This is a genomic window from Pseudomonas sp. Z1-12, from assembly GCF_051132015.1.
GTDB classification, from domain to species: Bacteria; Pseudomonadota; Gammaproteobacteria; order Pseudomonadales; family Pseudomonadaceae; genus Aquipseudomonas; species Aquipseudomonas zanjanensis.
Window position 1 is genome coordinate 6,194,085 of record NZ_CP071647.1, and the last position, 24,198, is coordinate 6,218,282.

Here is a 24,198-nt window from a genome sequence, read left to right on the forward strand (position 1 = left end):
GTTCACAGCACGACCAGACAAATCTCCTTACAATCACTCCTTTGTTAGCTGCCTAAGCAAGGATTCTGCATGCAAGCCGCCAACCCGCGTCGCGGGTACATCCTGGGCCTGAGTGCCTACATCATCTGGGGTCTGTTCCCGATCTACTTCAAGGCCATCGCCAGCGTGCCGTCGGTGGAAATCATCATCCACCGGGTGCTGTGGTCGGCCCTGTTCGGCGCGGCGTTGCTGCTGGTGTGGAAACACCCGGGCTGGTGGCGCGAACTGCGGGACAATCCACAACGCCTGGCGATCCTCGCCCTGAGCGGGACGCTGATCGCGGCCAACTGGCTGACCTACGTCTGGGCAGTGAATAACGAGCGCATGCTCGAAGCCAGCCTGGGTTATTACATCAACCCGCTGGTCAACGTGTTGCTGGGCATGTTGATCCTCGGTGAGCGCCTGCGCCGCATGCAATGGCTGGCGGTGGGATTGGCGGCAGCCGGCGTGGCGCAGCAGGTCTGGCAAGTGGGCAGCCTGCCGTGGGTGTCGCTGGTGCTGGCGCTGACCTTCGGTTTCTATGGGCTAATCCGCAAACAGGCGCCGGTCAAGGCCTTGCCGGGACTGGTGGTGGAAACCTGGATGCTGGTGCCAATCGCCATCGCCTGGTTGCTGTTCAACCCCACGGCCACCAGTGCCCAGGCGGCATTCTGGACCACCTCCGAAGCCTGGTGGCTGGTAGCGGCCGGCCCGGTGACGCTGGTGCCGTTGGTGTGCTTCAACGCCGCAACCCGGCATTTACCCTACACGACCATCGGTTTTCTCCAGTACATCGCGCCGACGCTGGTGCTGTTGCTCGCCGTGCTGCTGTTCGGTGAGCATCTGTCGTCCAGCACGCTGGTAGCGTTCCTGTTTATCTGGGCCGGGCTGGCGGTGTACAGCGTCGATGCCGTGATCAGCATGCGCCGGCGCAATTGATCAAAAAAAATACAAACCTCTACAGGCCACGCCTGGCGTGGCCTGCGCTTATCCTTCCCAAGGTTATCCACAGCGTGATCCCCGCCGTTTGTGCACAAGCCCTTGAAAACTGGTGATTTTTTGATCATCTGCCGCTAAGCCCCGGCAGGCCTGGGCTGGGGCTAGGTCTCTACAGGTTATCCACAGGCAGGCGCAGTTTTTCCTTGGATAACCCTCGTCACGCTTCGTCGCTGAACTTGAGTTCTACCATCAACTCATCGGCCAAGGTCTCAAGGCGTTCCTGCAACGCCTCCAGCGACAGGGTCAAGGGCACGCCCAGGAGCGCCTCGGCATGAAACAGCAGCTCGCTGCTCATCGGTGCCGGCCGGACATGGGTCACCAAGCGTTCGACATTGACGCCCTGCTCGCTCAACAACCGGGTGATGTCCCGCACGATACCGGGACGATCATTGCCCACCAGCTCCATGGTGATGGGTTTCCAGGAGCAGGACTCTTCAAGGGCGCTTTCCGCGATCAACACACGAATGCTGTGGGCCGATAACCCTTGCAAGGCTTCGATCAATTCTTCATGGGCCTCGGCCGGGGCGCTGATTCGCAGGATCCCGGCAAACTGTCCGGCCAAGTGCGACATGCGGCTTTCCAGCCAGTTACCGCCATGGGCGGCGATGCAATCGGCGATGCGCTCGACCTGCCCGGGCTTGTCCGGGGCGAAAACAGTGATGACGAGGTGGTCCATGGGCGCAGTCCTCTTGTTGATGGAAGGGACAGTATAGGCAAGGCAGAAAATCAACACGGCCGCGCTTTCGTGGCGAGGGAGCTTGCTCCCGCTGGACCGCGTAGCGGGCCCAGAATGGTTGGATCAGTGCTGCGCACTGAAGCGGGAGCAAGCTCCCTCGCCACGGTGCTTTGTGTACTAACCATAAAATTATCTGGAACAATCACTCTGTTTTTTGAGAACATCCCGTGTCCCGACGTGACCGTAACACTTTAGTCGGTCGCGGAACGACGCAATTAGTCTAATTTTCACAACCGCAATTGATCATGTAGTATTCCGCAGCGCGCACTACATAATCGCGATACCCCTGTTGTACCGATGTCTGCTTAAGGCCAGTCGCATCCCTGAAAGCCCCGTCAGCAAGGCTTGAATACCCAGCCGCCAGTGATGGCATGTACTGGTTCCGGGGTTTGTGGTTTAAATGTCCCGAGGCTTCATTGTCAAAATCGAAGAGCTGAAAAGCGAAATAGCTGAGCAGAGTGAGGCAAGCAATGACTGAACACGTTCAAGTCGGTGGCCTGCAGGTCGCCAAAGTCCTGTTCGACTTCGTGAATAACGAAGCCATTCCCGGAACCGGCCTCACCGCCGACGCGTTCTGGGCCGGTGCCGACAAGGTCATCCACGACCTGGCCCCGAAGAACAAAGCCCTACTCGCCAAACGCGATGATTTCCAGGCGCGGATCGATGCCTGGCACCAGGCCCGTGCCGGCCAGGCCCACGACGCCGTGGCTTACAAAGCCTTCCTGCAAGACATTGGATACCTGCTGCCAGAAGCGGCGGATTTCCAGGCCACGACCCAAAACGTCGATGACGAAATTGCCCGCATGGCCGGCCCGCAACTGGTGGTGCCGGTGATGAACGCCCGCTTCGCCCTCAACGCCTCGAACGCCCGCTGGGGCTCGTTGTATGACGCGCTGTACGGCACCGATGCCATCAGCGAAGCCGATGGCGCGGAAAAAGGCAAAGGCTACAACAAGGTCCGCGGCGACAAGGTCATCGCCTTCGCCCGTGCTTTCCTCGACGAATCGGCGCCCCTGGCGGCCGGCTCCCATGTCGATTCCACCGCGTACAAAATCATCGACGGCAAACTGGTGGTCACCCTCAAGGGCGGCAGCAACAGCGGCCTGCGTGACGATGCCCAGTTGATCGGTTTCCAGGGCGATGCCTCGGCACCGACCGCCGTGCTGCTGAAACACAACGGCCTGCACTTCGAAATCCAGATCGATGCCAGCACCCCGGTCGGCCAGACCGACGCCGCGGGCGTCAAAGACATCCTGATGGAAGCCGCACTGACCACCATCATGGACTGCGAAGACTCGGTCGCCGCCGTCGATGCCGATGACAAAGTGGTGATCTACCGCAACTGGCTCGGCCTGATGAAGGGTGATCTGTCGGAAGAAGTCGCCAAGGGCGGCCAGACGTTTACCCGGACCATGAACCCTGACCGTGTCTACACCGCCGTCGACGGTTCGAGCGTGACCCTGCACGGCCGCTCTCTGCTGTTCGTACGCAACGTCGGCCACCTGATGACCATCGACGCGATCCTGGACAAGGATGGCAACGAAGTGCCGGAAGGCATCCTCGACGGCCTGGTCACCAGCCTGGCGGCGATCCACAGCCTCAACGGCAACACCTCGCGCCGCAACAGCCGCGCTGGTTCGGTGTACATCGTCAAGCCGAAGATGCACGGCCCTGAAGAAGCCGCGTTCACCAACGAGCTGTTCGGTCGCGTCGAAGACGTGCTGGACCTGCCGCGCAACACCCTCAAGGTCGGGATCATGGACGAGGAGCGCCGTACCACGGTCAACCTCAAGGCCTGCATCAAGGCCGCCAGCGAGCGCGTGGTGTTCATCAACACCGGCTTCCTCGACCGTACCGGCGATGAAATCCACACCTCCATGGAAGCCGGCCCGATGGTGCGCAAAGCCGACATGAAAGCCGAGAAGTGGATCGGCGCCTATGAAAACTGGAACGTCGACATCGGTTTGAGCACCGGCCTGCAAGGCCGCGCGCAAATCGGCAAGGGCATGTGGGCGATGCCGGACCTGATGGCGGCGATGCTCGAACAGAAAATCGCTCACCCGCTGGCTGGCGCCAACACCGCATGGGTTCCCTCGCCGACCGCCGCCGCCCTGCATGCGCTGCATTACCACAAGGTCGACGTGTTCGCCCGCCAGGCCGAACTGGCCAAGCGCGCCCGCGCGTCGGTGGACGACATCCTGACCATCCCGCTGGCCGTCAACCCGAACTGGACGCCGGAGCAGATCAAGAACGAACTGGACAACAACGCCCAGGGCATCCTTGGCTACGTGGTGCGCTGGATTGACCAGGGCGTCGGTTGCTCCAAGGTGCCGGACATCAATGACATCGGTCTGATGGAAGACCGTGCGACGCTGCGTATTTCCAGCCAGCACATCGCCAACTGGCTGCGCCATGGCATCGTCACTCAAGAGCAAGTGATGGAAAGCCTCAAGCGCATGGCGCCGGTGGTCGACCGCCAGAACGCCAGCGATCCGCTGTACCGCCCGCTGGCACCAGACTTCGACAGCAACATCGCCTTCCAGGCGGCGGTCGAGCTGGTGATCGAAGGCACCAAACAGCCGAATGGCTATACCGAGCCGGTGCTGCACCGCCGTCGTCGTGAGTTCAAGGCAGCCAATGGGTTGTGATTGAGCGGTAGATTCGCGGCACACAAAAAAGCCCTGATCAAAAGATCAGGGCTTTTTCATTTGCAACACCTGACTGCCTTTGTGGCAAGGGAGCTTGCTCCCGCTCGGTTGCGCAGCAACCGCAATACAGGTCAATGAGATTCCGACGTCTGGAAAAGGTCTGCTGCGCAGCCCAGCGGGAGCAAGCTCCCTCGCCACAAAAGCGATCTCGCCATGGCTTCGTTCCTGGAAGAAGCGACTGGCTAAAGATCCATCCCCAACTCATGCTTGACCAACCCCAACAGCTTTTCGGTATCGATCGGCTTGAGCAAAAAATCCACCACGCTCAGGTGCATGGCTTCGATGGCGTCCTTCACGTCGGCATCGCCCGAGACGATGATGATCGGCAACGCCGCCCGCTCGGACTCGCGCACCAGGCGCACCAACTCCAGGCCATCGACGTTGCCCATGCGCAGGTCGGTGATCAGCAGGCCGATCGACGGCTTGGTTTCCAGCATCTTGAGTGCCGTTTCGCCACTGGCGGCGGTCATGCAGTGAATCCCGTCCAATGCCAGGATCTCCGACAACAGCTCACGTGCGTCCTTGTCGTCGTCAACGATCAAGACGCGCTGCGGCGGCAGGTCAGGTTCCAGCATGACGGCACTCAGCGCCTCGCGCTCGGCATCACTCAAAATATCGTGGTCGGACATGGTGCTCTCTACGTTCTATAAATCGATCCCCTGGCACAGTGGTCAGACATCGTTCCGAGGCGCTTCAATGTGCACTTCGTCGGATTTTTTTCCAAGAACATTCAACGAAGATTTTTCTGACATCTAGCGTAGGACTTTTCCGTAAGCCAGCCTTAGGCACCGACCTAGACTTACGTCCAATGGGCACCCCGCGCTGAGGGGTCGACCATGGGGAACAGATCCGACCACAACAATTCGAATAAGACTGCGTAATGGTTATGAAAAAAGCGGACGCCTTCATCCAGGCAGGGAAAACCGCGGTGTTGCAAAACATCCAGGGGACGCTGCAGTTTCTCCAGCGCTTTCCCCCGTTCAACCAAATGGAAAACGCCCACCTGGCCTACCTGGTGGAGCAATGCCTGCTGCGTTTCTACGCCCCCGGTGACACCATCATCAAGCCGGCCGACGGCCCGGTGGAACACTTCTACATCGTCAAGCAGGGCCGGGTGGTGGGCGAACGTCCGCATTCGGCCAAGGGTGGCACCGAGACCACTTTCGAGATCACTACCGGCGAATGTTTCCCCCTCGCCGCGCTGCTGGGCGAGCGAGCCACGCGCACCGAGCACCGGGCCGGCGAAGACACGTTCTGCCTGCAACTGAACAAACTCGCCTTCATCAAGCTGTTCGCCTTGTCCGGCCCGTTTCGCGACTTCGCCCTGCGCGGGGTCAGCAGCTTGCTCGACCAGGTCAACCAACAGGTCCAGCAAAAATCGGCGCAAAACCTGGGCACCCAATACTCCCTCAATACCCGACTGGGCGAATTGGCGATGCGCCACCCGGTCAGTTGCAGCCCGGACACACCGCTGCGCGAAGCCGTGAAGCTGATGCATGAGCAGCAGGTCGGCAGCATCGTGGTGGTGAATGAGCAAAAAGCGCCGGTGGGGATTTTTACCCTGCGCGACCTCCGACAGGTTGTGGCCGATGGTTCCGGGGACTTTTCCCAGGCCATCGTAGGACATATGACCCAAGCACCTTTCTTCCTTTCGCCGGACCACAGCGCCTTCGACGCGGCCATCGCCATGACCGAGCGCCACATCGCCCACGTCTGCCTGGTCAAGGACCAGCGCCTGTGTGGCGTGGTGTCGGAGCGCGATCTGTTTTCCTTGCAGCGGGTGGACCTGGTGCACCTGGCCCGGACCATCCGCAACGCCCCCAGGCTGGAAAACCTCGTGGCCCTGCGCGGTGAGATCGGACAACTGGTGGAACGCATGCTGGCCCATGGTGCGTCGTCGACCCAGATCACCCACATCATCACCCTGCTCAACGATCACACCGTCTGCCGCGTCATCGAACTGACCCTGGCCGACAAGGGCGACCCGGGCGTGCCGTTCAGTTGGCTGTGTTTCGGCAGTGAAGGCCGGCGCGAGCAAACCCTGCACACCGACCAGGACAACGGCATGTTGTTCGAAGCCCGGGACGCCGCCCATGCCGCGCAGATTCGTGGCTTGCTGCTGCCCATCGCCCAACAGATCAACCAGAGCCTGGCCCTGTGCGGCTTCACCTTGTGCAAGGGCAACATCATGGCCGGCAACCCCGAGCTGTGCCTGTCCCGCGCCGAATGGGCCCGGCGCTTCTCGGCATTCATTCGTGAAGCGACGCCGGAAAACCTGCTGGGTTCGAGCATCTATTTCGACTTGCGGGTGGTCTGGGGCGAAGAGCAAGGCTGCGAGCAGTTGCGCCAGCAGATCCTCGGTCAAGTGGCCGACAATCGCTTGTTCCAGCGCATGATGGCCGAGAATGCGCTGCGCCATCGCCCACCCGTAGGACGCTTCAGGGATTTCGTGCTGAGCCGCAAGAATGGCGAAAAGGCGACCCTGGACTTGAAAGTTCAGGGCCTGACGCCCTTCGTCGATGGCGCCCGCCTGCTGGCACTGGCCAACGGCATCGAAGCCAACAACACCTTGGAGCGCTTGCGGCAATTGGTCGTCAAGGAGGTGATCGAACCGCTCGATGGCGCGGCCTATGAAGAGGCCTATCACTTCATCCAGCAGACCCGCATGCAGCAACATCAACTGCAAACCCGCGAGAACCTGCCTTATTCCAACCGCGTCGACCCCGACAGCCTCAACCATCTGGATCGACGCATCCTGCGTGAATCCTTGCGCCAAGCCCAGCGCCTGCAAAGCAGCCTGACGCTGAGGTACCAGTTGTGAGTATTTTTTCCTGGCTGCGCCCGGCCCAACCGACGGTACCCGATGCGCTGCAACAGCGCCTGGAACGCCTCCCCGCGCCTTCGCCACTGAGGGAAAGCAACCTGCGGGAGCAACGCTGGGTCGTGCTGGATCTGGAAACCACCGGGTTGAACCTGAACAAGGACCAGGTGCTGTCCATCGGCGCGGTGGTCATTGAAGACGGCGCCATCGACTTCAGCCAACAGTTCGAACGCACCTTGCAGTGCGATAAGCAGAAACTCGGGCCCAGTGTGTTGATCCATGGCCTGGCCCCCAGCACCATTGCCGCTGGCAGCGACCCGGCCGAGGCGCTGCTGGCGTTTATGGAATTCGTCGGCGACAGTCCGCTGCTGGCCTTTCACGCGCCGTTCGATTCCCACATGCTCGGGCGCGCCTTGAAAGACTACCTGGGCTATCGCCTGCAGCATCCGTTTCTCGACGTGGCGGACCTGGCCCCGATGCTTTGCCCCCAGGCCCACCTGCGCAGGTCCGGCCTGGACGAGTGGATCGACTGGTTCAAGCTGCAAGTCTTTGACCGTCACAACGCCAGCGCCGATGCCTTGGCCACGGCGGAACTGGCGCTGATCCTGTTCAGCCGCGCCCGTCAGCAACAGATCCACAGTGCGCTTGAGCTGCAACAGCGCCTGGGCCAGTGGAAACGGCGGCAGCAGGCGCCTTCGCTTTAGAACCTTGGGTACACAAAGCCCTCCCTGTGGGAGCGAGCTTGCTCGCGATAGCGCAGTGTCAGTCGATATCAACGCAGCTGATTCACCGCAATCGCGAGCAAGCTCGCTCCCACAGGGGTGTTGAGTCGTTCGTCCCGACCAGCGCCAATTGCTTTCCCTCCCCGCCCTCTGCCACAATCGCGAACAATTCTCGTTACTTAAAACATCGGTGATGCTCCGTGTCGTCAGTCCCCACTCCCCATAGTGATTTGGTTGGTGCGTTGTACCGTGACCATCGCGCTTGGCTATTGGCATGGCTGCGACGCAACGTGGCCTGTGCGCACCGGGCCGAGGACCTGAGCCAGGATACTTTCGTGCGCTTGCTGGGTCGCGAGGAACTGAAAGCACCCCGCGAGCCCCGGGCGTTTCTGGTGGCCATCGCCAAGGGCCTGCTGTTCGATTATTTCCGGCGCGCAGCCTTGGAGCAGGCTTACCTCACCGAACTGATGCTGATCCCCGAGGCCGAGCAGCCCTCGGTGGAAGAACAGCAAATCATCCTGGAAGACCTCAAGGCCATCGACCGCCTGCTCGGCAAACTGTCGAGCAAGGCCCGCGCAGCCTTCCTCTATAACCGCCTCGACGGCCTCGGCCACGCCGAAATTGCCGAGCGCCTGGGGGTTTCGGTGCCGCGGGTACGGCAGTATCTGGCTCAGGGCATCCGCCAGTGCTACATCGCCCTGTATGGAGAACCAACGTGAGCCAGGTCCATGCCAAACCGGTCTCGGCCAGCGTGCTGGATGCCGCCATCGCCTGGCAGTTGTCCCTGGACTCGAGCAGCGCCCAGGAGCGGGAAGCGTTCGCCCTCTGGCATGCCGCCGATGAAGAACACGCCCGGGCCTGGCGACAGCTAGGCATGCTCGACCAGCGCTTCAGCGTGGCCAACGGGCCGGCGCGGGCGGCGTTGCTGCAATCACGGGTGAGCATTCGCCGGCGGATACGCAAGGTGGGCAGCGGCCTTGCCAGCGTTGTCGCGGCCATCGGCCTGGCGTTGTTTGCCGGGGAGCGTTACCTGCCGTTTGACTATTGGCTGGCCGACCAGCGCACCGAGACGGGCGAGCAACGCACCCTGCGCCTGGCCGACGGCACGCTGATCAACCTCAACACCCACAGCGCGCTGGACGTGCGTTTCGATGACAAACAGCGTCGCATCATCCTGCAGGAAGGCGAGATCCTGGTGGAGACCGGCCACGACGACCCGCGTCCGTTCATCGTCGAGACCCGCGAAGGCAGCCTGCGTGCCTTGGGCACACGATTCCTGGTCAAGCGTGAAAACGAAGGCACGCGTCTGAGCGTGTTGAAATCCGCCGTGGCGGCGCGTCCCCAGGCCACGGACATCGAACAGATCCTGCGCGAAGGCCAACAAGTGCTGATGCGCCACGACGGCCTCGGCCCGACCATTGCCCTGAACCCCGGCGCCGATGCCTGGACCCGCGGCATGCTGGTGGTGGACAACGCCCGCCTCGAAGACCTGGTCCATGAGTTGGGGCGTTACCGGCGCGGCTACCTGGGCGTGGAACCACAAGTGGCCGACCTGCGCATCACCGGCAGTTTCCCGCTGCACGACACCGACCTGGCCCTGACCGCCTTGCTGCCGACCTTGCCGGTGCAGGTCGAGCATCACACGCGGTGGTGGGTGGTGGTGGGGCCGCGGGTTGAAGCCAAGCCCTGAAGCACATTGTTGTCAGTGATGGCCTCATCGCGAGCAAGCTCGCTCCCACAGGGCTTCGTATTCCAATGTGGAAGCGAGCTTGCTCGCGATGAGGCCATTCGTCCCACCAAAAAGCCACCGCCCGCAAACAGAATCTAAATTATTTTCATCCAGCCCTATCACTTTTCGATTTTCATCCGGCACCCAGGCAATTGAGAAATATTTCCATTCAGGAGCCGCCGTATGTCCCGCCCGCTAGACACCCTGTTGCGCCCCAGCCTGTTGGCCGTTGCCATTGCCTTTGCCGCCCCGTTGACCAGCGCCCCGCTGCTGGCCGCCGAACAGGCCACGAGCGTGCGCGCCTACAACCTGCCCGCCGCGCCCCTGGCCAGCACCCTGAACCAGATCGCCAGCCAGGCCGGCCTTGCGCTGAGCCTGAATCCGTCCCTGGCCTCGGGCAAGACCTCGGCCCCGGTCCAAGGCCAGTTCGACGCCACCGGCGCCTTGCGCGAGGCCTTGCGCGGCACCGGCCTGCAACTGGAACAAAGCAGCGCCGGCACCTACAGCCTGGTGGCCATGCCTGAAGGGGTCATGGCCCTGCCGGAAACCAGCGTGATCGGCGCCGGTCTCAGTGAAACCGCGTGGGGCCCGACCGAGGGCTACGCCGCCACCCGCACCGCCGCCGGGACCAAGACCGATACGCCTATCGTCGAACTGCCGCGCTCAGTCTCCGTGGTCACCCGCCAGCAGATGGAAGACCGCTCCGTGCTCAACCTCAACGACGCGCTGCGCTACACCGCCGGTGTGCAGAGCAGCGGCTACGGCTCGGACTCGCGTAACGATTGGCTGCTGGTGCGCGGCTTCGTGCCGACCCAGTTCCTCGATGGCCTGCCGCTGCCCAGGGGCAACTACATCACGCCGAAAATCGAGCCTTGGAACCTTGAGCGCATCGCCGTGCTGCGTGGCCCGGCTTCTTCGGTCTACGGCCAGACGCCACCCGGCGGCATGCTGGACATGGTCAGCCGCCGCCCACAAGCCGAAAGCAGCAATGAAGTCGAGCTGCAGGCCGGCAGCTACGAACACAAGCAAATCAACTTCGACAGCACCGGCAAGGTCGATGACGAAGGCCAGTTCCTCTATCGGGTCAGCGGCACCGTGCGCGACAGCAACGCCCAGGTCGATCACATCCCGGACAAGCGCTACAACCTCGCGCCGAGCCTGACCTGGAATATCAACGACGACACGCGCCTGACCTTCCTGTCGCAATACACCCGCGACGACACCGGCATCACCGGGCAATTCCTGCCACTGCAAGGCACCAAGCTGTCCTCGCCGGCGGGCAAGATATCCCACCACAAGAACCTGGGCGATCCGGACTGGGAATTCTACGACCGCACCTACTACGCGCTCGGTTATGCGTTTGAACATCGCTTGAACGATACCTGGCAGTTCCGCCAGAACCTGCGCTATACCAAGAGCGATTTGGAAACCCAAGGTATCTCGGCTGGCGGCCAATTCTGGCCAGACGGCCCCGACCAATCGGTGGACGCCGACGGCAACGTCAAGCGCAGCGCCAGCGTCATCAATGAAGACATCAGCCAGTTCGCCGTGGACAACAACTTCCAGGCCGACTTCCAGACCGGCGCCCTCAGCCACACCCTGCTGCTGGGCCTGGATCACCAGCGCTCCAACAGCAATTCGCGCTGGGATTGGGGCTCGACTGGCGTGCCAACCAGCAACATCCACAACCCGACCTATGGACAGGATTTCTCCAACGTCCAGTACTTCACCATGTATGACTACAACCAGAAGACCCACCAGACCGGCCTGTACGTCCAGGATCAGATCGCCTTGGACAATTGGCGCCTGACCCTCGGTGGTCGTGAAGACTGGATTCATACCGGCACCGTGTTCCACAACCTGAACAACGTCACCAACACCCAGCGCGACAAGAAATTCAGCGGCAACGCGGCATTGAGCTACGTCTTCGATAACGGTGTGACGCCCTACATTTCCTTCGCCCAATCGTTCCAGGCGGCGGCAGGTTCAACCGTCAACAGCACCGAAGCGTTCAAGCCGACCGAAGGCGAACAGTACGAGGCCGGTATCAAGTACCAACCGCCCGGCACCAAGACCTTGCTGACCGCCGCGGTGTTCGACCTGACCCAGAAAAACAACTCCGTGACCGAAAACAACGTCACCCGCCAAGTGGGTGAAGTCCAGGTACGAGGCCTTGAGTTGGAAGCGTCCGGCGATGTCACCGACAACTTGAAGCTGGTCGGTTCCTACACCTACAACGACAGCGAAATCACCAAGGGCACCGCGGCTGAAGAAGGCAAGCGCATGGCCCAGGTGCCGCGTAACCAGGCCACCGCCTGGGCCGACTACACCTGGCACAACGGCCCGCTGGATGGCTTCGGTGTCGGCGCCGGTGTGCGTTATGTCGGCGACACCTACGGCAACACCACCAACACCGGCTGGGGCCATGTCGGGTCCTACACCGTGTACGACGCCTCGGCCCATTATGACCTGGGTCGTTTGAACAAGACCCTCAAGGGCGTCACGGTGGCGGTGGATGCCAAAAACATCTTCAACAAGGACTACCTGTCCACTTGCGACGGCTTCTACTGCTACTACGGTGACCAACGTAATGTCGTCGCCAGCGTGAATTACAAATGGTAAACGGTTAGCATTTGCAAAACCTATTTGAGGGTAGCTGTCGCTGAGATCGATCAGTCAGATGAAATCCCTGTGGGAGGCTTTTGTGGGAGCGAGCTTGCTCGCGATGGCGGTGAGTCAGCTGCGTTGATGTTGACTGGCACTCCGCTTTCGCGAGCAAGCTCGCTCCCACATAAACCCGCTCCCACAGGTTTCTCGGCAGATCTCAAGCATCGTGGCCCTTTTGCATTCGGATCGATCATGAAAAGCAAAACCATTCGTCGCTGGTCCTTCGTCCACACCTGGACCAGCCTGATCTGCACGGTCTTCCTGCTGATGCTGGCGATCACCGGGCTGCCGTTGATCTTCCACCATGAAATCGAACACCTGCTGGGCGACGCCCCCGAGCTTCGGGAGATGCCGGCCAGCACGCCGCCACTGGACTTGCAGCAACTGGTGGAAAAAGCCAAGGCCCATCGCTCAGGTGAAGTGGTCCAGTATTTTGGCTGGGACGAGGACGAGCCCAACGGCGTCATCACCATCATGGCGCCGACACCGGGCACCGAACCCAATTCCTCCCACACCTTCATGCTCGACGGGCGCACCGGCGAAGCCTTGGAAATGCCCTCGGCCAATGGCGGTTTCATGATGGTCATGTTGCGCCTGCACGTGGACATGTTCGCCGGGTTGCCGGGCAAGCTGCTGCTGGCCTTCATGGGGCTGTTGTTCGTGATTGCCATCGTCTCCGGGGTGGTGCTGTATTTACCGTTCATGCGCCGCTTGAAGTTCGCCACGGTGCGCCAGGACAAATCCACGCGCCTGCGCTGGCTCGACCTGCACAACCTGATCGGCGTGGTCACGCTGGTCTGGGCACTGACCGTGGGCGTGACCGGCGTCATCGCCGCGTGCGCCGACCTGCTCATCGCGGCGTGGCGCAACGACAGCCTCAGTGCCATGGTCGAACCCTACCGCAACGCCCCGCCGCTGACCCAACTGGCTCCGGCCACGCGCTTGCTGGACATCGCCAAGGACGTCGCGCCGGGCATGGAGCCCAGCTTCATCGCCTTCCCCGGTACGCTGTTCTCCAGTGAGCACCACTACAGCGTGTTCATGAAAGGTGACACCCACCTGACCTCGCACCTGCTCACGCCCGTGCTGATCGATGCCACCACCCTGGACGTCACCGCCGTCGCCGAACGACCGTGGTACATGGACATGATGAGCCTGTCCCTGCCGTTGCACTTCGGCGACTACGGTGGCCGGCCGATGCAGATCTTCTGGGCGACCCTCGATGTACTGACCATCATCGTCCTGGGCAGCGGCGTGTATCTGTGGGTAGTTCGGCGCAAGGCCGCCAAACGTGCAACCGTCGGCGCGGAGCTTGCTTCGTGAGGCCTCGGCAGTCGAATTTCTGGAAGGTGTTTGGTATTCCCCTGGTCATCGGGGCATTGAGCGCGGCAGGACTGTTTTCGGCGTTGCTGGGTGACGGCGCATGGGATGCGGTGAGCTGGGTTGGGTTAGGCATACCCACGGTGCTGGGGACTTGGGGCTTGATCAAACGCAGATAACCCCAGACAAACGCAAACCCAATGTGGGAGCGAGCTTGCTCGCGATAGCGGAAGGCCAGTTGCATTGATGTCGACTGACACGCCGCCATCGCGAGCAAGCTCGCTCCCACAGGTGGAATATATCGGTCAATCCGCCGCTCGCCAGCCGCCCTTCAACTGTCTAGGCTAAGCCCCTGCCCGCCCAATCGAGGATACCCGCATGTCCACCCCCAGCATGACGCTGTTCCACAATCCCGCTTCACCCTTCGTGCGCAAGGTCCTGGTGCTGCTGCACGAAACCGGCCAGCAAGACCGCGTGGCGTTGCAGCTCAGCCAGCTCACGCCGGTCAAGCCGGACCGGGCGCTCATCGATGACAACCCGTTGAGCAAGATCCCGGCCCTGCGCCTGGCCAACGGAACAGTGATCCATGACAGCCGCGTAATCCTCGATTACCTCGACCACCAGCACGTCGGCAACCCATTGATCCCCCGGGACGGCGCGGCGCGCTGGCGGCGCCTGACCCTCGCCTCCCTGGCCGACGGGATCATGGATGCGGCGGTGATGATCCGCTACGAAACCGCGCTACGCCCTGTGGAAAAACACTGGGACGAATGGCTCGATGCACAACGGGACAAGATTCGCCGTGCCCTGGGCCTGCTCGAAGCCGAGGCGATTGCCGAATTGGCCAGCCATTTCGACGTGGCCTCCATCAGCGTGGCCTGCGCCCTGGGTTACCTGGACCTGCGCCATCCCGACCTGGAGTGGCGCAAGGCCAATCCGCAATTGGCAGCCTGGTTTGCCGAGGTGAGCTTGCGGCCTTCGATGGTCGAGACGGTGCCCAGGGTCTAGATTTGCATTGACCTATCCGGCCTCATCGCGAGCAAGCTCGCTCCCACATTGGGTTGCTTTGTTTGGACCACCGGGATCCCCTGTGGGAGCGAGCTTGCTCGCGATGGTGGGCACATCAGATCCAAAGGAAACAACCCAGCAATCTGTCTCACTAACACTTCTCGCAATTGCCGGTCCTCCCGCAACCCCAGCGACCGGCTCACTTCACCTCCCCCAACTCGAAGCTCATCGCCGCGGCCGGCTTCGACCCGACCCCATACCAGTCCAGCTTGCGGGTCAGCACCATGAACACGCCCAACAGGCTGAACAACAATAGCGAACCCATCAACAGTGCGTAGTCCTCAGCGCTCAACAGGCCGTAGAGCAAACCGTACAAGCCCGCCAGCCCCGCCGAAAACCCGAGGCCGTGGCTCACGCTGCGCAGCACATGGCAGACATAAAAACCGATCAATACGACACAGGCACTGGCCGAGACCAGGTACGCCAGGGTGAAGCCGATGTGCTCCGACAACGACAACAGCAGCAGGTAGAAGAACGCCAGCGCCACGCCCACCAAGGCGTACTGGACCGGGTGCACCGCCAGGCTCTTGAGCACTTCGAAAAGGAAGAAGCCGGCGAAGGTCAGCGCGACGAACAGCAACGCATATTTAATCGCCCGGTCGCTCTTGAGGTATTGGTCCACCGGGTCGATGAAGCTCACCCCGAAGGCACGGCTGCGGAACGCTTCACAGCTATCGCTCGGCTCGCAGGCTTGCAGCGTTTCCAACAGGTTGGTTGAGAAAAACGACGTTTGCCAGTCAGCGCTGAAACCCTGCTCATTGATCTCGCGGTTGGTGGGCAGGTAGTTGCCGATGAAGCTGGGATGTGGCCAGTCGGCCGACAGGTGCACCTTGGTGGATTTGCCCACCGGCAGAATCTGGAACTCGCCCGTGCCTTGCAGGCGCAGGTCAAAACCGAAGGTCAGCTCGGGGCCGCCCTGGGCGGTGATCATCGGCAGCGGCACATGCACGCCCTGCCCCAGCCAGCCAAGCCGCGAACCGGGCAGGAAGTCGACGGTCTGCTGGTTCAGCGTCAAGGTCAACGCATTCTCGATGCCACGAATATCGCTGATGCCGACGCTCAGGTACGGCTCGTCAAAACGGTAATCGGCGAAATCCTTGGCAGCGACACCGTAGCGCTCAGGCACCTTGAAGCGGCCATCGATGCGGTTATCGGCGTGGAACATCCGCGCTTCGTAGATGCCCCGGGCACGGGTTTCAGTGCGGATCTGGCCGTCGAGCTCGAATTGCTCAGGCAAGAAATACAACTCGCCCGTTCGCTCGACGGTTTCCAGGAAACGCACACCGGTCTTCTCGTTGGTGTTCCAGACCTTCACGCTCTTGCGAAACGGCACCACGATCATCGGCCCGATCAGTTGCTGGTTGTAGCTGGAGCTGCGGGCGATGTCCTGCAGCACACCGTCGCGCAACTCCTGGCGCTCGTCGATGAGGCCATTGATCATCAACAGCGGGATCATCAGCAAGAGGATCAAGAGGGCGATCATGCCCAGTTTAATGGCGAGGCTGCGGTTCATGTGGGGCTCTCCCTGTTCGAATGAGTGAGAGTCTGGGGTGGCTGTGTGAGGGGTTTATGGGGGAAATGTGGAGATTGTGTGGAGACTGAAATCCACCTGACCCATGAAACTTGTGGCGAGGGAGCTTGCTCCCGCTCGGCTGCGAAGCAGTCGCAAAAGGGGCCGCTTCGCAGCCCAGCGGGAGCAAGCTCCCTCGCCACAAGAGTGTTCCAAACTGAGTAACTGGGTGTTCAGGGCAACCTCAGCACCACCTCCACCCCACCCTCGACATTGCCAATACTGAATTGCCCCCCATGCAACTGCACCACTTCTTCGACAAAGTTGAGCCCCAGGCCGGTGCTCTTGCGGCCGCTGTCCGGGCGCGGCAGGGAATAGAAGCGCTCGCTCAAGCGCGGCAGTGCGTAGTCGGGGATCGGCGCGGCCTGATTGAACAGGCGGATCTCGATACGATTCCCACGGCGCTCGGCGCTCACTCGCAGCAGGCCGTTGATGGGGGTGAAGTCCAAGGCGTTTTCCAGCAGATTGCCCAAGGCCTGGCGCAACAGGAACGGCTCTCCCGTCAGCGCCAGGTCGCCAGCGATCTGCTGTTCAACCGTCAACTGGCGACTTTCAATCCAGCCGCCGCGTGCTTCCAGCAACTCAGCCATCAGCGCCGCCAGCGGCACTGCGACCTCTTCTTCCAGCCCCTGGCGCTGCTCGATCTGGGCCAGGTTGAGCAAGCGCTCGATCAATTGCTGCATGCGCACGCTTTCGTTATCGATGTTGCTGACAAAACGCTGGTGCTGGGCGGCGGGCATGTCGCTTTGCAGCAGTTCGGCGGCACCACGAATCGCCGCCAGCGGGCTCTTGAGCTCGTGAGTGAGCGTGTGCACGTAACGCTCGACGTAGGCCTTGCCTTCGAGTTGGGTGCGCATGCGCTCCACCGCCCCGGCCAGTTGCTCGAATTCACCGCCGCGATAATGCGGCACTTCCACCCGACGCCCCTGGCTGACCGCCTGGGCGTAGATCGTCAAACGCCGCAGTGCCGCGCTGAGCCACCAGGACAACAAGCCGCCCAGCAACAAGCCCAGGGCGACCAAGCCGGCGCCATAGATCAACAGCCGCCGCTCGGTGCGATCGACATAAGGCTGCAAGGAACTGTTGGGCTTGGCGACGGTGACAACGCCAATGATCCGGCCGTTGTCGCGAATCGGCGCACCGACGTGCATCACCGACGATGCAGGATCGTCCGGATCGCTGCGACTCGAACGGGCGCCGTAGTGGCCGCGCAGGGTCAGGTAGACGTCGTTCCAACGTGAATAATCCTGCCCCACCGCCACGCCACTGGAATCGAGCACCACGATGCCCTTGGCATCGGTGACATAGATGCGATGGCTGACCTGGTTTTTCGGCAAGCCCCAGATCGTCGCCGCCGGCTGGCGCTCGCCATAAGCCCTGAGCAGTTGTGGCCAACGATTCTGGTTGAGGGTGCCGGCCTTGAAATCGTCCCGCAGGATCTCCGCCATCAGGTTGGCGGTGTCCACCAGGGTTTCCTCGGTGGACTGGCGCACGCCGGGGCGGATTTCCTCCATGACCGTGTTGAGCACGAAATAACCGGTCAGGGCGATAAACAACACATACACCAGGAAAATCCGGATCCCCAGTGACATCAGCTGTGCCCCGGGCTGTAGCTGTAACCCAGGCCTCGATGGGTCTGGATCGGCTCGGCCTCGGCCCGGACCAGGCGCAATTTGGCGCGCACGCTTTTAATGTGGCTGTCGATGGTGCGCTCGTAGCCGGCATCGCTGGCAACGCCCAGGGCATCGAGCAATTGTTCGCGGCTGAAAACCCGCTCGGGCTGCTCCAGCAGACAATTGAGCAGGCGAAATTCGTGGCGGGTGAGGCTCAGCGGGGTGCCGCGATAGTTGATTTGCACGCGGTCGGCATCGACCTGAAACAACGCCGTGCCCAACTCCGCCACCGGCCGCGGCGCCACGCGCTTGAGGATCGCCCGGACCCTGGCCGCCACCTCGCGGGGGCTGAATGGTTTGACTACATAATCGTCGGCACCGATCTCCAGGCCCACGATCCGGTCGATCTCGCCATCCCGGGCTGTCAGAAAAATGACCGGAACGTCGCTGAAACGTCTGATTTTTTTACAAGTCTCGAATCCGCTGATATCCGGCAGGCCCACATCGAGAATGATCAGGTCCGCCGGGGTGTTTTTCTGGTGTTCAAGAGCGGCTGCGCCAAGGCTCAACCAAGTGGTGTCAAACCCCTCCCCTTGCAGGGCAAACACCAGCGTATCGGCGATGGCGGCTTCGTCTTCGACAATCAGGATATGAGGCATGGCTTGCGGGCCCGGCAGTAAAGTTGCCGGAACGGTGCCGCAAGGTTTGGGGGGAGTCAATCAGGGAGATCAGCAGTCCGGCTTATCCGCCGTAAACCGCCGCGCCGGGTTCACCGCCGCACCAAACTCACGCAACGCCTTGGCCCCAATCAACAATGGGTAATTGAAACTGCTGCGGTCGGTCAGGTTGACCTCGACCGTGCGCTTGACGTTGCCCAGGCACAACTCCAGATCGACCACCGGGCGCTTGGTGGGGGCGATCTTTTCGTCGTCGTCCTCATCCTCTTCGGAACGGGTCTTGATCTTGCTGATGCGGGCGATCTTGTGTTCGTAGACCTTGTTGTCCGCGTCCTTGGTCGCCAGGCGGAAGCGCACCCAGTCATCGCCATCACGGGTAAAGGTCTCGATGTCCTTGGCCGACAGCGAGGCGGTCAGGGCGCCCGTGTCCATCTTGGCCTTGAGCACTTCGCCGCCGATTTCCGGCAACGCGATGTATTCGTAGCGCCCGTACAGGGTCGGCTCGGCGGCCAGCACCGGAAGGGCTATCAGGGAAAGCAGGGCGAGAACTGATTTCATGTAGTTAGGGCTTCCATTGTGGGCGTGGTTTTTTAGACCGTGGCTGATGAATTCGTTCGGTTAAACATCCCTGTGGCGAGGGAGCTTGCTCCCGCTCGGCTGCGCAGCAGTCGTAAATCGGTCTGGCCATGGCCGCCAATTGGGGGCCGCTTCGCAGCCCAGCGGGAGCAAGCTCCCTCGCCACAAAAGCCAGCCCAGTCTAGCCAAGCCCAAGTGAAACTTTCGTCCAAGCCGATTTGGCCTACCACCCGAAGCTTGCTTATCATGGCCCGCCCACCCGTTTGCAAGAGTCATCTATGCGCCGCCTGCTCACCGGCTGTTTCGTCACCCTGTTGCTGTTGCTCAACACCCTGGTGCTGTTCGGGCCGCTGATGGTGTTCGCACTGCTCAAACTGGTCCTGCCCGGCCGCTTTCGCGACTATGCCTCATGGGCAGTGATGTGGATCGCCGAGACCTGGGCCGAGATCGACAAGCTGATCTTTGCCCTGTGCATCCCCACCCGCTGGGACATCCGCGGCGGCGCGGACCTGCGCAGCGATACGTCTTACCTGGTGATCAGCAATCACCAATCCTGGGTGGACATCCCTGCCCTCGTCCAGGCCCTCAACCGGCGCACGCCGTTCTTCAAGTTCTTCCTCAAGAAAGAACTCATCTGGGTGCCGTTCCTGGGGCTGGCCTGGTGGGCCTTGGATTACCCCTTCATGAAGCGCTACACCAAGGCGTTCCTGGCAAAGAACCCGGAGCTGGCCGGCAAGGACCTGGAAATCACCAAGGCCGCCTGCGAGCTGTTCAAGCGCCAACCGGTCACGGTGGTCAACTACCTCGAAGGCACCCGCTTCACCGCCGCCAAAAGCCAACAACAGCAATCGCCCTTCACCCACCTGCTCAAGCCCAAGGCCGGCGGCGTGGCGTTCGTGCTGGCGGCCATGGGCGAACAACTGGACGCGGTGCTGGATGTGACGGTGGTCTATCCGCAAGCGCGCATTCCCGGGTTCTGGGACCTGATCAGCGGCGCGGTGCCCAGGGTCATCATCGACATCCAGACCCGCGAGCTGGACCCGGCACTCTGGCAGGGCGATTACGAAAATGACCCGGTGTTTCGCCAGCAGGTGCAGGACTGGGTTAATCGGCTCTGGACTGAAAAGGACCGGCGCATCGCCCAATTGCGCAACGAGGGGATGGGAACCTGACAGTTCTGATAGTAGGCAGCGGCTGAAAAAGCTCCGATGCTGGAGGTTCGACTTTAGGAATTTTTAATTCCAAATCAACATAAAAAACTGTCAACCCTGACAGTACCCCTCTCCAGATCCAGCCATAACCATGTGCCCGAACCCTAAATACGGAAGCACACCCATGCGAAACTTCATGACGGGCGGCGGTGGAATAGTTCTGCTGATGATCGGCCATGCCCACGCTGGAGAGGTCACTTGTCCGGCCACGACACAACTCCATGACCACACTGAAACGGTAGAAATGCAGGATGATCCCGAATGGCAAACCGAGAGCCCCGTACAAGAGCTCAACCCGGCGGCGCTGCCCTTCAACGACGCCGAATTCGCGGTCCAGGAGCCTGACGAAAACCAACAGGCACCGGCGAAGGTAAGCATTACATGCACGCACGGTGAGAGAAATCTCACGCTGGATTATTACCCCACGCCCCAAGAGCTGAACTTGATGCCAGGGCTGGACACGCGTTGCGCCAGCCAGCTCCCTCACACGTGCAGGCGGGAAAACGCCGACTACCTCAGCTTGAGATTCTGATACCCCTGTGGCGGATGTTCGATGTCGCCACCCTCACACACCCGCGCCATTCCCCCAAATCCCCCCCAGGTTCTGCAGCAGCGAACCGGCAACGCCCTGTTGGCCGAGGTACTGCAGAATGATCGGGGCAAACTGGCCGATCATGCCGCTGTCCATGCCCAGCGCGCTGAAGGCATTGTTCAGGTCGCCGGTATCCTTGACGTTACCCAGCAGGCCGTCGAGCAAGGCATTGTTATCCGACCCGCCACCGAGCAAACCACCCAAGCCATTGAGCCCGCCGATGGCGCTGTTTCCGGCGATCTGGTCCAGGCCCGGCACACTTTTGCTCAGTTCGGAAAATTGCGGCTCGCTAAGCCGATTCTTCGCCAGCCCCAGCATCGCACCGGCACCGCCGATGGCCTGTTCCGGCGTGATCTTCAGTTCCGATCCAAGGGTATTGAGCAGCCCGGCCGCTTTCGGCGCAGCGGCCACCATGCCCTCTTCCTTGCCTGAGCTGCCCTGCATGGCCGACACGACATTGGCGGCATCGCTAAGGCTGAACTGCGCGAAGGCCGGGCTGGCGGCGAGTATCAACAGCCAAGACAGTGCAAAACCGCGTGAAACCTTCATCCGGGACATCCTCTTGAACATGAAAAAGCCGCCCATGAAGAGCGGCTAAAGCGTGGGGTTGGACTGGCGCGGGCGAAGATTGTTCCTAAACGTATTGGGCTAATAGCCGATAGCCATCACAGAAAATTCTTCCAGGACCGTAAGAAGTGTCTGATTTAACAAAAATCGCACTTTTTTATATAGCCAAAAGTTACCAAACATCCATATACAGTTCTAAATTGACATAAATAACTGTCAGCCTCGACAGTAGCCCGCCCGACCAAAGCCGTGAATCGTTGAACTGAGCCCTGGAGCCTGGCACATGAAAAAAATACTGGCGGGAGGTGCGGTGCTGCTTTTGCTGATCATCGGCCACGTCCAGGCCGGTGAAATAACTTGCCCTGCCGTCACTGACATCCGTAGAAACATCGAATCGGTGGAAGACGTTTTTTTCGTCGATGTACAGGACGAGCACGAATGGGCGAGCGAAAGCCTGGTGGACGTGGTCGACCCGGTATCGTTGCAATTCGAAGGGGCCGAGTATGTGATTCATAAGGATGATGGGGACGAGCAGACACCCTTCCGTGCGACCATCACCTGCAGGTACGGGGCGATCAACCTGAAGCTGGACTATCAACAGATCCTGGAGCCGGCCTTTTCAAAGTGGGTGAGCAATCGCTGCGAAAGCGCGGATACGCGAATGTGCAGGTTGATGGACAGTGACTACTTCAACTTGATTTATTGATCGATAATGGCAACCGCGTCACTGTTCCAGCACAACCCCTCTAAGCGCTTTGCCATCGCCTGCACCCTTTACCGTACAGTGCGACTTCCTCCAGCAGAGTGTGTCCATGAACGTACAAATCGGCGGCGCCACCCTCGCGGTCATTCTGACCGGCATGCTCATCGTCTTGGGCGTCAACGAATGCCAGCGCGGTCCGCTGAATCCGGACGTTGCCGAGGGCATCAGCGACGAACAAAAAACCTGGCTGACCATCGAACACCGCATCAAGCGCTCCGACCCGACTTTGACCGACGTGACCCGCGCCCAGCAAACGCTGACCGTGCGCTACCGTCCTGGCGCTTGCGCGGATGACTGCGAGCCTTGGGTCCCGCATATGCTGCGGGTCGTCGGCCACGGCCTGGCGGCGCTCAACGGCGCGCCAGGAGGCAAGCAGTACACGCAAGTGACGGTCAAGGCGGGGATCCTTACAGAGGATGACGTGGAACTGGTCTACGACATGCCGGGGTTCGACGCCATCAAGACTCAACAAGGCGGCTACGAAACCTTTGCCGGCATGCCCCGCAGCCTGAGTTTCAGCGCCGATGCCCTGGCCCAGGCGCAAGCCTATTGCCAAGGTCCCAGCGCCAAAGGGTTCTACCCTGAATTTTGCGAACGGGTCGAGACCGCAACGGCCCAAGAGTAACCGTGGCGAGGGAGCTTGCTCCCTCGCCACAAGAGCCGGCGCAGGTGCATGCCCTGACACCCATGGACCAAACACTGAAAAAACCTGTGGGAGCGAGCCTGCTCGCGATAGCGGTACACCAGCCACCATCAATGTTGCCTGACCTGGCCCTATCGCGAGCAAGCTCGCTCCCACAGGGGAATGTGTTCAGCCAGGCCCCGCCTACTCGCCGGCGCTGATGATGTTCACAGATAAACCAGCCACCACCTCCCGTGGCGAGGGAGCTTGCTCCCGCTGGGCTGCGAAGCAGGCCCGCTTATGGGACACCAACGGCGAGCGCTTCGCACTCGAGCGGGAGCAATCTCTGGCCACAACAGCGCTCGAACACCGCCGACCAAAAATCTTACAACTACTTGGGAAATCACCCGCAACAGCGAGCCTTGCCCAAGCCAATCCGCGATGCCTATAGTTTGTCCCGTCGTCCACATGGCGACTCGGGTTTGGCGACTCGGAACACTGCGGTCAGAAGTCCCAATTTAACTAAATGAGGCTCCACCCAATGAACCGATACATGCCCCTCACCGGCGTCGACTGCTCCCCTGCCGCCTTGCTCATCGACACCCAAGCCCCCCCTCGACGTCCTCCACGAAACCGCCGCCTATCGCATCCGCGCCGTCACCCAACTGTTGGAAAACATCGCCTTTCGCGAAGAACTCAGCTCCGATGCCGTCGTCCTCCACGACTTCGCCCTGCTTTTGGCTATTCCGTTGCGCGACGGCTGCGACGTGCTGGACGTGATCGGCCGCCGCTTGCAGGCACAAGCCATGGCCTGACCGCTACGGCAGTTATTCGATTATCAATGCGCAAGCCGTTATTTCCTCTCGGTATTGCCTACTGTCAACGTTGACAGTAGGCAGCCACTTACACGGGCTCTAAGCTCAACCGTGACAGCGATAAACAAGGCTCTGGGCAATCCACAGCCCCTGTGCCTTTCTTCATTCGGGCAAGCAGGAAGAATAAAAATGAGCGACCAAGTCAAAGGAACCGTGAAGTGGTTTAACGATGCAAAGGGCTATGGCTTCATCACCTGCGGCAATGGAGGCGAGGATTTGTTCGTTCATTACTCGGCCATCGCCGGCGAGGGCCATAAAACATTGAAACAGAAGCAGACGGTTTTTTTTGAAATCGAAAAGGGCGACAAAGGCATGCAGGCCACGAGAGTGACGCCGGAATAAAA

22 protein-coding genes and 1 pseudogene are annotated in these 24,198 nt (G+C 60.9%); 16 read left to right on the forward strand and 7 right to left on the reverse strand.

Translation table 11 applies throughout. The features are described from left to right. Window positions 1-69 precede the first annotated feature (69 nt). Window positions 70-957, forward strand: coding sequence for an EamA family transporter RarD (rarD, locus tag J3P85_RS27135; RefSeq protein WP_434704129.1), 888 nt, complete (start codon window positions 70-72; stop codon window positions 955-957). A gap of 217 nt (window positions 958-1,174) precedes the next feature. Here rarD and J3P85_RS27140 read toward each other — a convergent pair whose 3' ends face one another. Next, window positions 1,175-1,693 carry a glycine cleavage system protein R gene (locus J3P85_RS27140; RefSeq protein WP_434704130.1) on the reverse strand — a complete coding sequence of 173 codons (519 nt, stop codon included), beginning with the start codon at window positions 1,691-1,693 and terminating at the stop codon, window positions 1,175-1,177. A 530-nt stretch (window positions 1,694-2,223) separates the two neighbouring features. Here J3P85_RS27140 and J3P85_RS27145 point away from each other — a divergent pair. Further along, window positions 2,224-4,401 carry a malate synthase G gene (locus tag J3P85_RS27145; protein ID WP_434704131.1) on the forward strand — a complete coding sequence of 726 codons (2,178 nt, stop codon included), beginning with the start codon at window positions 2,224-2,226 and terminating at the stop codon, window positions 4,399-4,401. 242 nt (window positions 4,402-4,643) lie between these two features. Here the strand turns inward: J3P85_RS27145 and J3P85_RS27150 are convergent, their stop codons facing one another. Then, window positions 4,644-5,090 carry a response regulator gene (locus J3P85_RS27150; RefSeq protein ID WP_053126003.1) on the reverse strand — a complete coding sequence of 149 codons (447 nt, stop codon included), beginning with the start codon at window positions 5,088-5,090 and terminating at the stop codon, window positions 4,644-4,646. Window positions 5,091-5,347: 257 nt separating this feature from the next. Here J3P85_RS27150 and J3P85_RS27155 point away from each other — a divergent pair, with 257 nt between their 5' ends. The 8 genes from J3P85_RS27155 to J3P85_RS27190 all read left to right on the forward strand — a co-directional run bounded on the left by J3P85_RS27155 (window position 5,348) and on the right by J3P85_RS27190 (window position 14,728). Then, the gene (locus J3P85_RS27155; RefSeq protein WP_434706429.1) at window positions 5,348-7,282 is read left to right on the forward strand and encodes a putative nucleotidyltransferase substrate binding domain-containing protein; all 1,935 of its coding nucleotides are present in this window, start codon (window positions 5,348-5,350) and stop codon (window positions 7,280-7,282) included. Further along, entirely contained in the window at window positions 7,279-7,986 is a 708-nt protein-coding gene (locus tag J3P85_RS27160) for a 3'-5' exonuclease (protein WP_434704132.1), read from the forward strand. Before J3P85_RS27155 ends, J3P85_RS27160 begins: the two co-directional genes overlap by 4 nt. 218 nt (window positions 7,987-8,204) lie before the next feature. Then, window positions 8,205-8,723: an RNA polymerase sigma factor gene (locus J3P85_RS27165; RefSeq protein WP_018607416.1), complete on the forward strand. Its 519-nt coding sequence runs from the start codon at window positions 8,205-8,207 to the stop codon at window positions 8,721-8,723. Beyond that, complete coding sequence (locus tag J3P85_RS27170; RefSeq protein ID WP_434704133.1) at window positions 8,720-9,694, forward strand: FecR domain-containing protein; 975 nt, start codon at window positions 8,720-8,722, stop codon at window positions 9,692-9,694. The genes J3P85_RS27165 and J3P85_RS27170 overlap by 4 nt, the downstream gene beginning before the upstream one ends. A gap of 222 nt (window positions 9,695-9,916) precedes the next feature. After that, window positions 9,917-12,355, forward strand: a complete 2,439-nt coding sequence (locus tag J3P85_RS27175; RefSeq protein WP_434704134.1) for a TonB-dependent siderophore receptor — start codon at window positions 9,917-9,919, stop codon at window positions 12,353-12,355. A gap of 237 nt (window positions 12,356-12,592) precedes the next feature. Continuing rightward, on the forward strand, window positions 12,593-13,723 hold the full coding sequence (locus J3P85_RS27180) for a PepSY-associated TM helix domain-containing protein (RefSeq protein WP_434704135.1): 1,131 nt from the start codon (window positions 12,593-12,595) through the stop codon (window positions 13,721-13,723). Continuing rightward, window positions 13,720-13,899 (forward strand): hypothetical protein, encoded by a 180-nt coding sequence (locus tag J3P85_RS27185; protein WP_434704136.1) that lies wholly within the window; start codon window positions 13,720-13,722, stop codon window positions 13,897-13,899. The genes J3P85_RS27180 and J3P85_RS27185 overlap by 4 nt, the downstream gene beginning before the upstream one ends. Before the next feature lie 199 nt (window positions 13,900-14,098). After that, window positions 14,099-14,728 carry a glutathione S-transferase gene (locus J3P85_RS27190; protein WP_434704137.1) on the forward strand — a complete coding sequence of 210 codons (630 nt, stop codon included), beginning with the start codon at window positions 14,099-14,101 and terminating at the stop codon, window positions 14,726-14,728. Window positions 14,729-14,927: 199 nt separating this feature from the next. Here the strand turns inward: J3P85_RS27190 and creD are convergent, their stop codons facing one another. The 4 genes from creD to J3P85_RS27210 all read right to left on the reverse strand — a co-directional run bounded on the left by creD (window position 14,928) and on the right by J3P85_RS27210 (window position 19,206). Next, window positions 14,928-16,301 carry a cell envelope integrity protein CreD gene (creD, locus tag J3P85_RS27195; RefSeq protein ID WP_434704138.1) on the reverse strand — a complete coding sequence of 458 codons (1,374 nt, stop codon included), beginning with the start codon at window positions 16,299-16,301 and terminating at the stop codon, window positions 14,928-14,930. Window positions 16,302-16,531: 230 nt separating this feature from the next. Further along, window positions 16,532-17,950, reverse strand: a complete 1,419-nt coding sequence (gene creC, locus J3P85_RS27200) for a two-component system sensor histidine kinase CreC (protein WP_434704139.1) — start codon at window positions 17,948-17,950, stop codon at window positions 16,532-16,534. After that, window positions 17,950-18,630 carry a two-component system response regulator CreB gene (gene creB, locus J3P85_RS27205; RefSeq protein ID WP_434704140.1) on the reverse strand — a complete coding sequence of 227 codons (681 nt, stop codon included), beginning with the start codon at window positions 18,628-18,630 and terminating at the stop codon, window positions 17,950-17,952. Before creB ends, creC begins: the two co-directional genes overlap by 1 nt. 69 nt (window positions 18,631-18,699) lie before the next feature. Further along, window positions 18,700-19,206 carry an ATP-dependent zinc protease family protein gene (locus tag J3P85_RS27210; protein ID WP_434704141.1) on the reverse strand — a complete coding sequence of 169 codons (507 nt, stop codon included), beginning with the start codon at window positions 19,204-19,206 and terminating at the stop codon, window positions 18,700-18,702. Window positions 19,207-19,502: 296 nt separating this feature from the next. Between J3P85_RS27210 and J3P85_RS27215 the strand changes: the two genes are divergently transcribed. After that, a complete protein-coding gene (locus J3P85_RS27215) occupies window positions 19,503-20,396 on the forward strand; it encodes an acyltransferase (RefSeq protein WP_434704142.1) in 894 nt (297 codons plus the stop codon). Window positions 20,397-20,559: 163 nt separating this feature from the next. After that, the gene (locus tag J3P85_RS27220; protein WP_434704143.1) at window positions 20,560-20,967 is read left to right on the forward strand and encodes a hypothetical protein; all 408 of its coding nucleotides are present in this window, start codon (window positions 20,560-20,562) and stop codon (window positions 20,965-20,967) included. A gap of 33 nt (window positions 20,968-21,000) precedes the next feature. On the opposite strand, the gene J3P85_RS27225 is transcribed toward J3P85_RS27220, so the two are convergent. After that, complete coding sequence (locus J3P85_RS27225; RefSeq protein ID WP_434704144.1) at window positions 21,001-21,576, reverse strand: DUF2780 domain-containing protein; 576 nt, start codon at window positions 21,574-21,576, stop codon at window positions 21,001-21,003. Between the two features lie 301 nt (window positions 21,577-21,877). Between J3P85_RS27225 and J3P85_RS27230 the strand changes: the two genes are divergently transcribed. The 4 genes and pseudogenes from J3P85_RS27230 (at window position 21,878) to J3P85_RS27245 (ending at window position 24,196) form a co-directional block, all read left to right on the forward strand. Beyond that, window positions 21,878-22,300 (forward strand): DUF3757 domain-containing protein, encoded by a 423-nt coding sequence (locus J3P85_RS27230; RefSeq protein WP_434704145.1) that lies wholly within the window; start codon window positions 21,878-21,880, stop codon window positions 22,298-22,300. A gap of 106 nt (window positions 22,301-22,406) precedes the next feature. Then, complete coding sequence (locus J3P85_RS27235; RefSeq protein ID WP_434704146.1) at window positions 22,407-22,982, forward strand: hypothetical protein; 576 nt, start codon at window positions 22,407-22,409, stop codon at window positions 22,980-22,982. A gap of 538 nt (window positions 22,983-23,520) precedes the next feature. Further along, window positions 23,521-23,794 (forward strand): annotated as a pseudogene (locus tag J3P85_RS27240) (hypothetical protein). Window positions 23,795-23,983: 189 nt separating this feature from the next. Next, window positions 23,984-24,196 carry a cold-shock protein gene (locus tag J3P85_RS27245; protein ID WP_434704147.1) on the forward strand — a complete coding sequence of 71 codons (213 nt, stop codon included), beginning with the start codon at window positions 23,984-23,986 and terminating at the stop codon, window positions 24,194-24,196. Window positions 24,197-24,198: the final 2 nt, after the last annotated feature.

Coding starts and splice junctions, on each gene's coding strand:
- rarD (WP_434704129.1), top strand. CDS start 70: ATGCAAGCCGCCAACCCGCGTCGCGGGTACATCCTGGGCCTGAGTGCC.
- J3P85_RS27140 (WP_434704130.1), bottom strand. CDS start 1,693: ATGGACCACCTCGTCATCACTGTTTTCGCCCCGGACAAGCCCGGGCAG.
- J3P85_RS27145 (WP_434704131.1), top strand. CDS start 2,224: ATGACTGAACACGTTCAAGTCGGTGGCCTGCAGGTCGCCAAAGTCCTG.
- J3P85_RS27150 (WP_053126003.1), bottom strand. CDS start 5,090: ATGTCCGACCACGATATTTTGAGTGATGCCGAGCGCGAGGCGCTGAGT.
- J3P85_RS27155 (WP_434706429.1), top strand. CDS start 5,348: ATGAAAAAAGCGGACGCCTTCATCCAGGCAGGGAAAACCGCGGTGTTG.
- J3P85_RS27175 (WP_434704134.1), top strand. CDS start 9,917: ATGTCCCGCCCGCTAGACACCCTGTTGCGCCCCAGCCTGTTGGCCGTT.
- J3P85_RS27180 (WP_434704135.1), top strand. CDS start 12,593: ATGAAAAGCAAAACCATTCGTCGCTGGTCCTTCGTCCACACCTGGACC.
- J3P85_RS27190 (WP_434704137.1), top strand. CDS start 14,099: ATGTCCACCCCCAGCATGACGCTGTTCCACAATCCCGCTTCACCCTTC.
- creD (WP_434704138.1), bottom strand. CDS start 16,301: ATGAACCGCAGCCTCGCCATTAAACTGGGCATGATCGCCCTCTTGATC.
- creC (WP_434704139.1), bottom strand. CDS start 17,950: ATGTCACTGGGGATCCGGATTTTCCTGGTGTATGTGTTGTTTATCGCC.
- creB (WP_434704140.1), bottom strand. CDS start 18,630: ATGCCTCATATCCTGATTGTCGAAGACGAAGCCGCCATCGCCGATACG.
- J3P85_RS27210 (WP_434704141.1), bottom strand. CDS start 19,206: ATGAAATCAGTTCTCGCCCTGCTTTCCCTGATAGCCCTTCCGGTGCTG.
- J3P85_RS27215 (WP_434704142.1), top strand. CDS start 19,503: ATGCGCCGCCTGCTCACCGGCTGTTTCGTCACCCTGTTGCTGTTGCTC.
- J3P85_RS27220 (WP_434704143.1), top strand. CDS start 20,560: ATGCGAAACTTCATGACGGGCGGCGGTGGAATAGTTCTGCTGATGATC.
- J3P85_RS27225 (WP_434704144.1), bottom strand. CDS start 21,576: ATGAAGGTTTCACGCGGTTTTGCACTGTCTTGGCTGTTGATACTCGCC.
- J3P85_RS27230 (WP_434704145.1), top strand. CDS start 21,878: ATGAAAAAAATACTGGCGGGAGGTGCGGTGCTGCTTTTGCTGATCATC.
- J3P85_RS27235 (WP_434704146.1), top strand. CDS start 22,407: ATGAACGTACAAATCGGCGGCGCCACCCTCGCGGTCATTCTGACCGGC.
- J3P85_RS27245 (WP_434704147.1), top strand. CDS start 23,984: ATGAGCGACCAAGTCAAAGGAACCGTGAAGTGGTTTAACGATGCAAAG.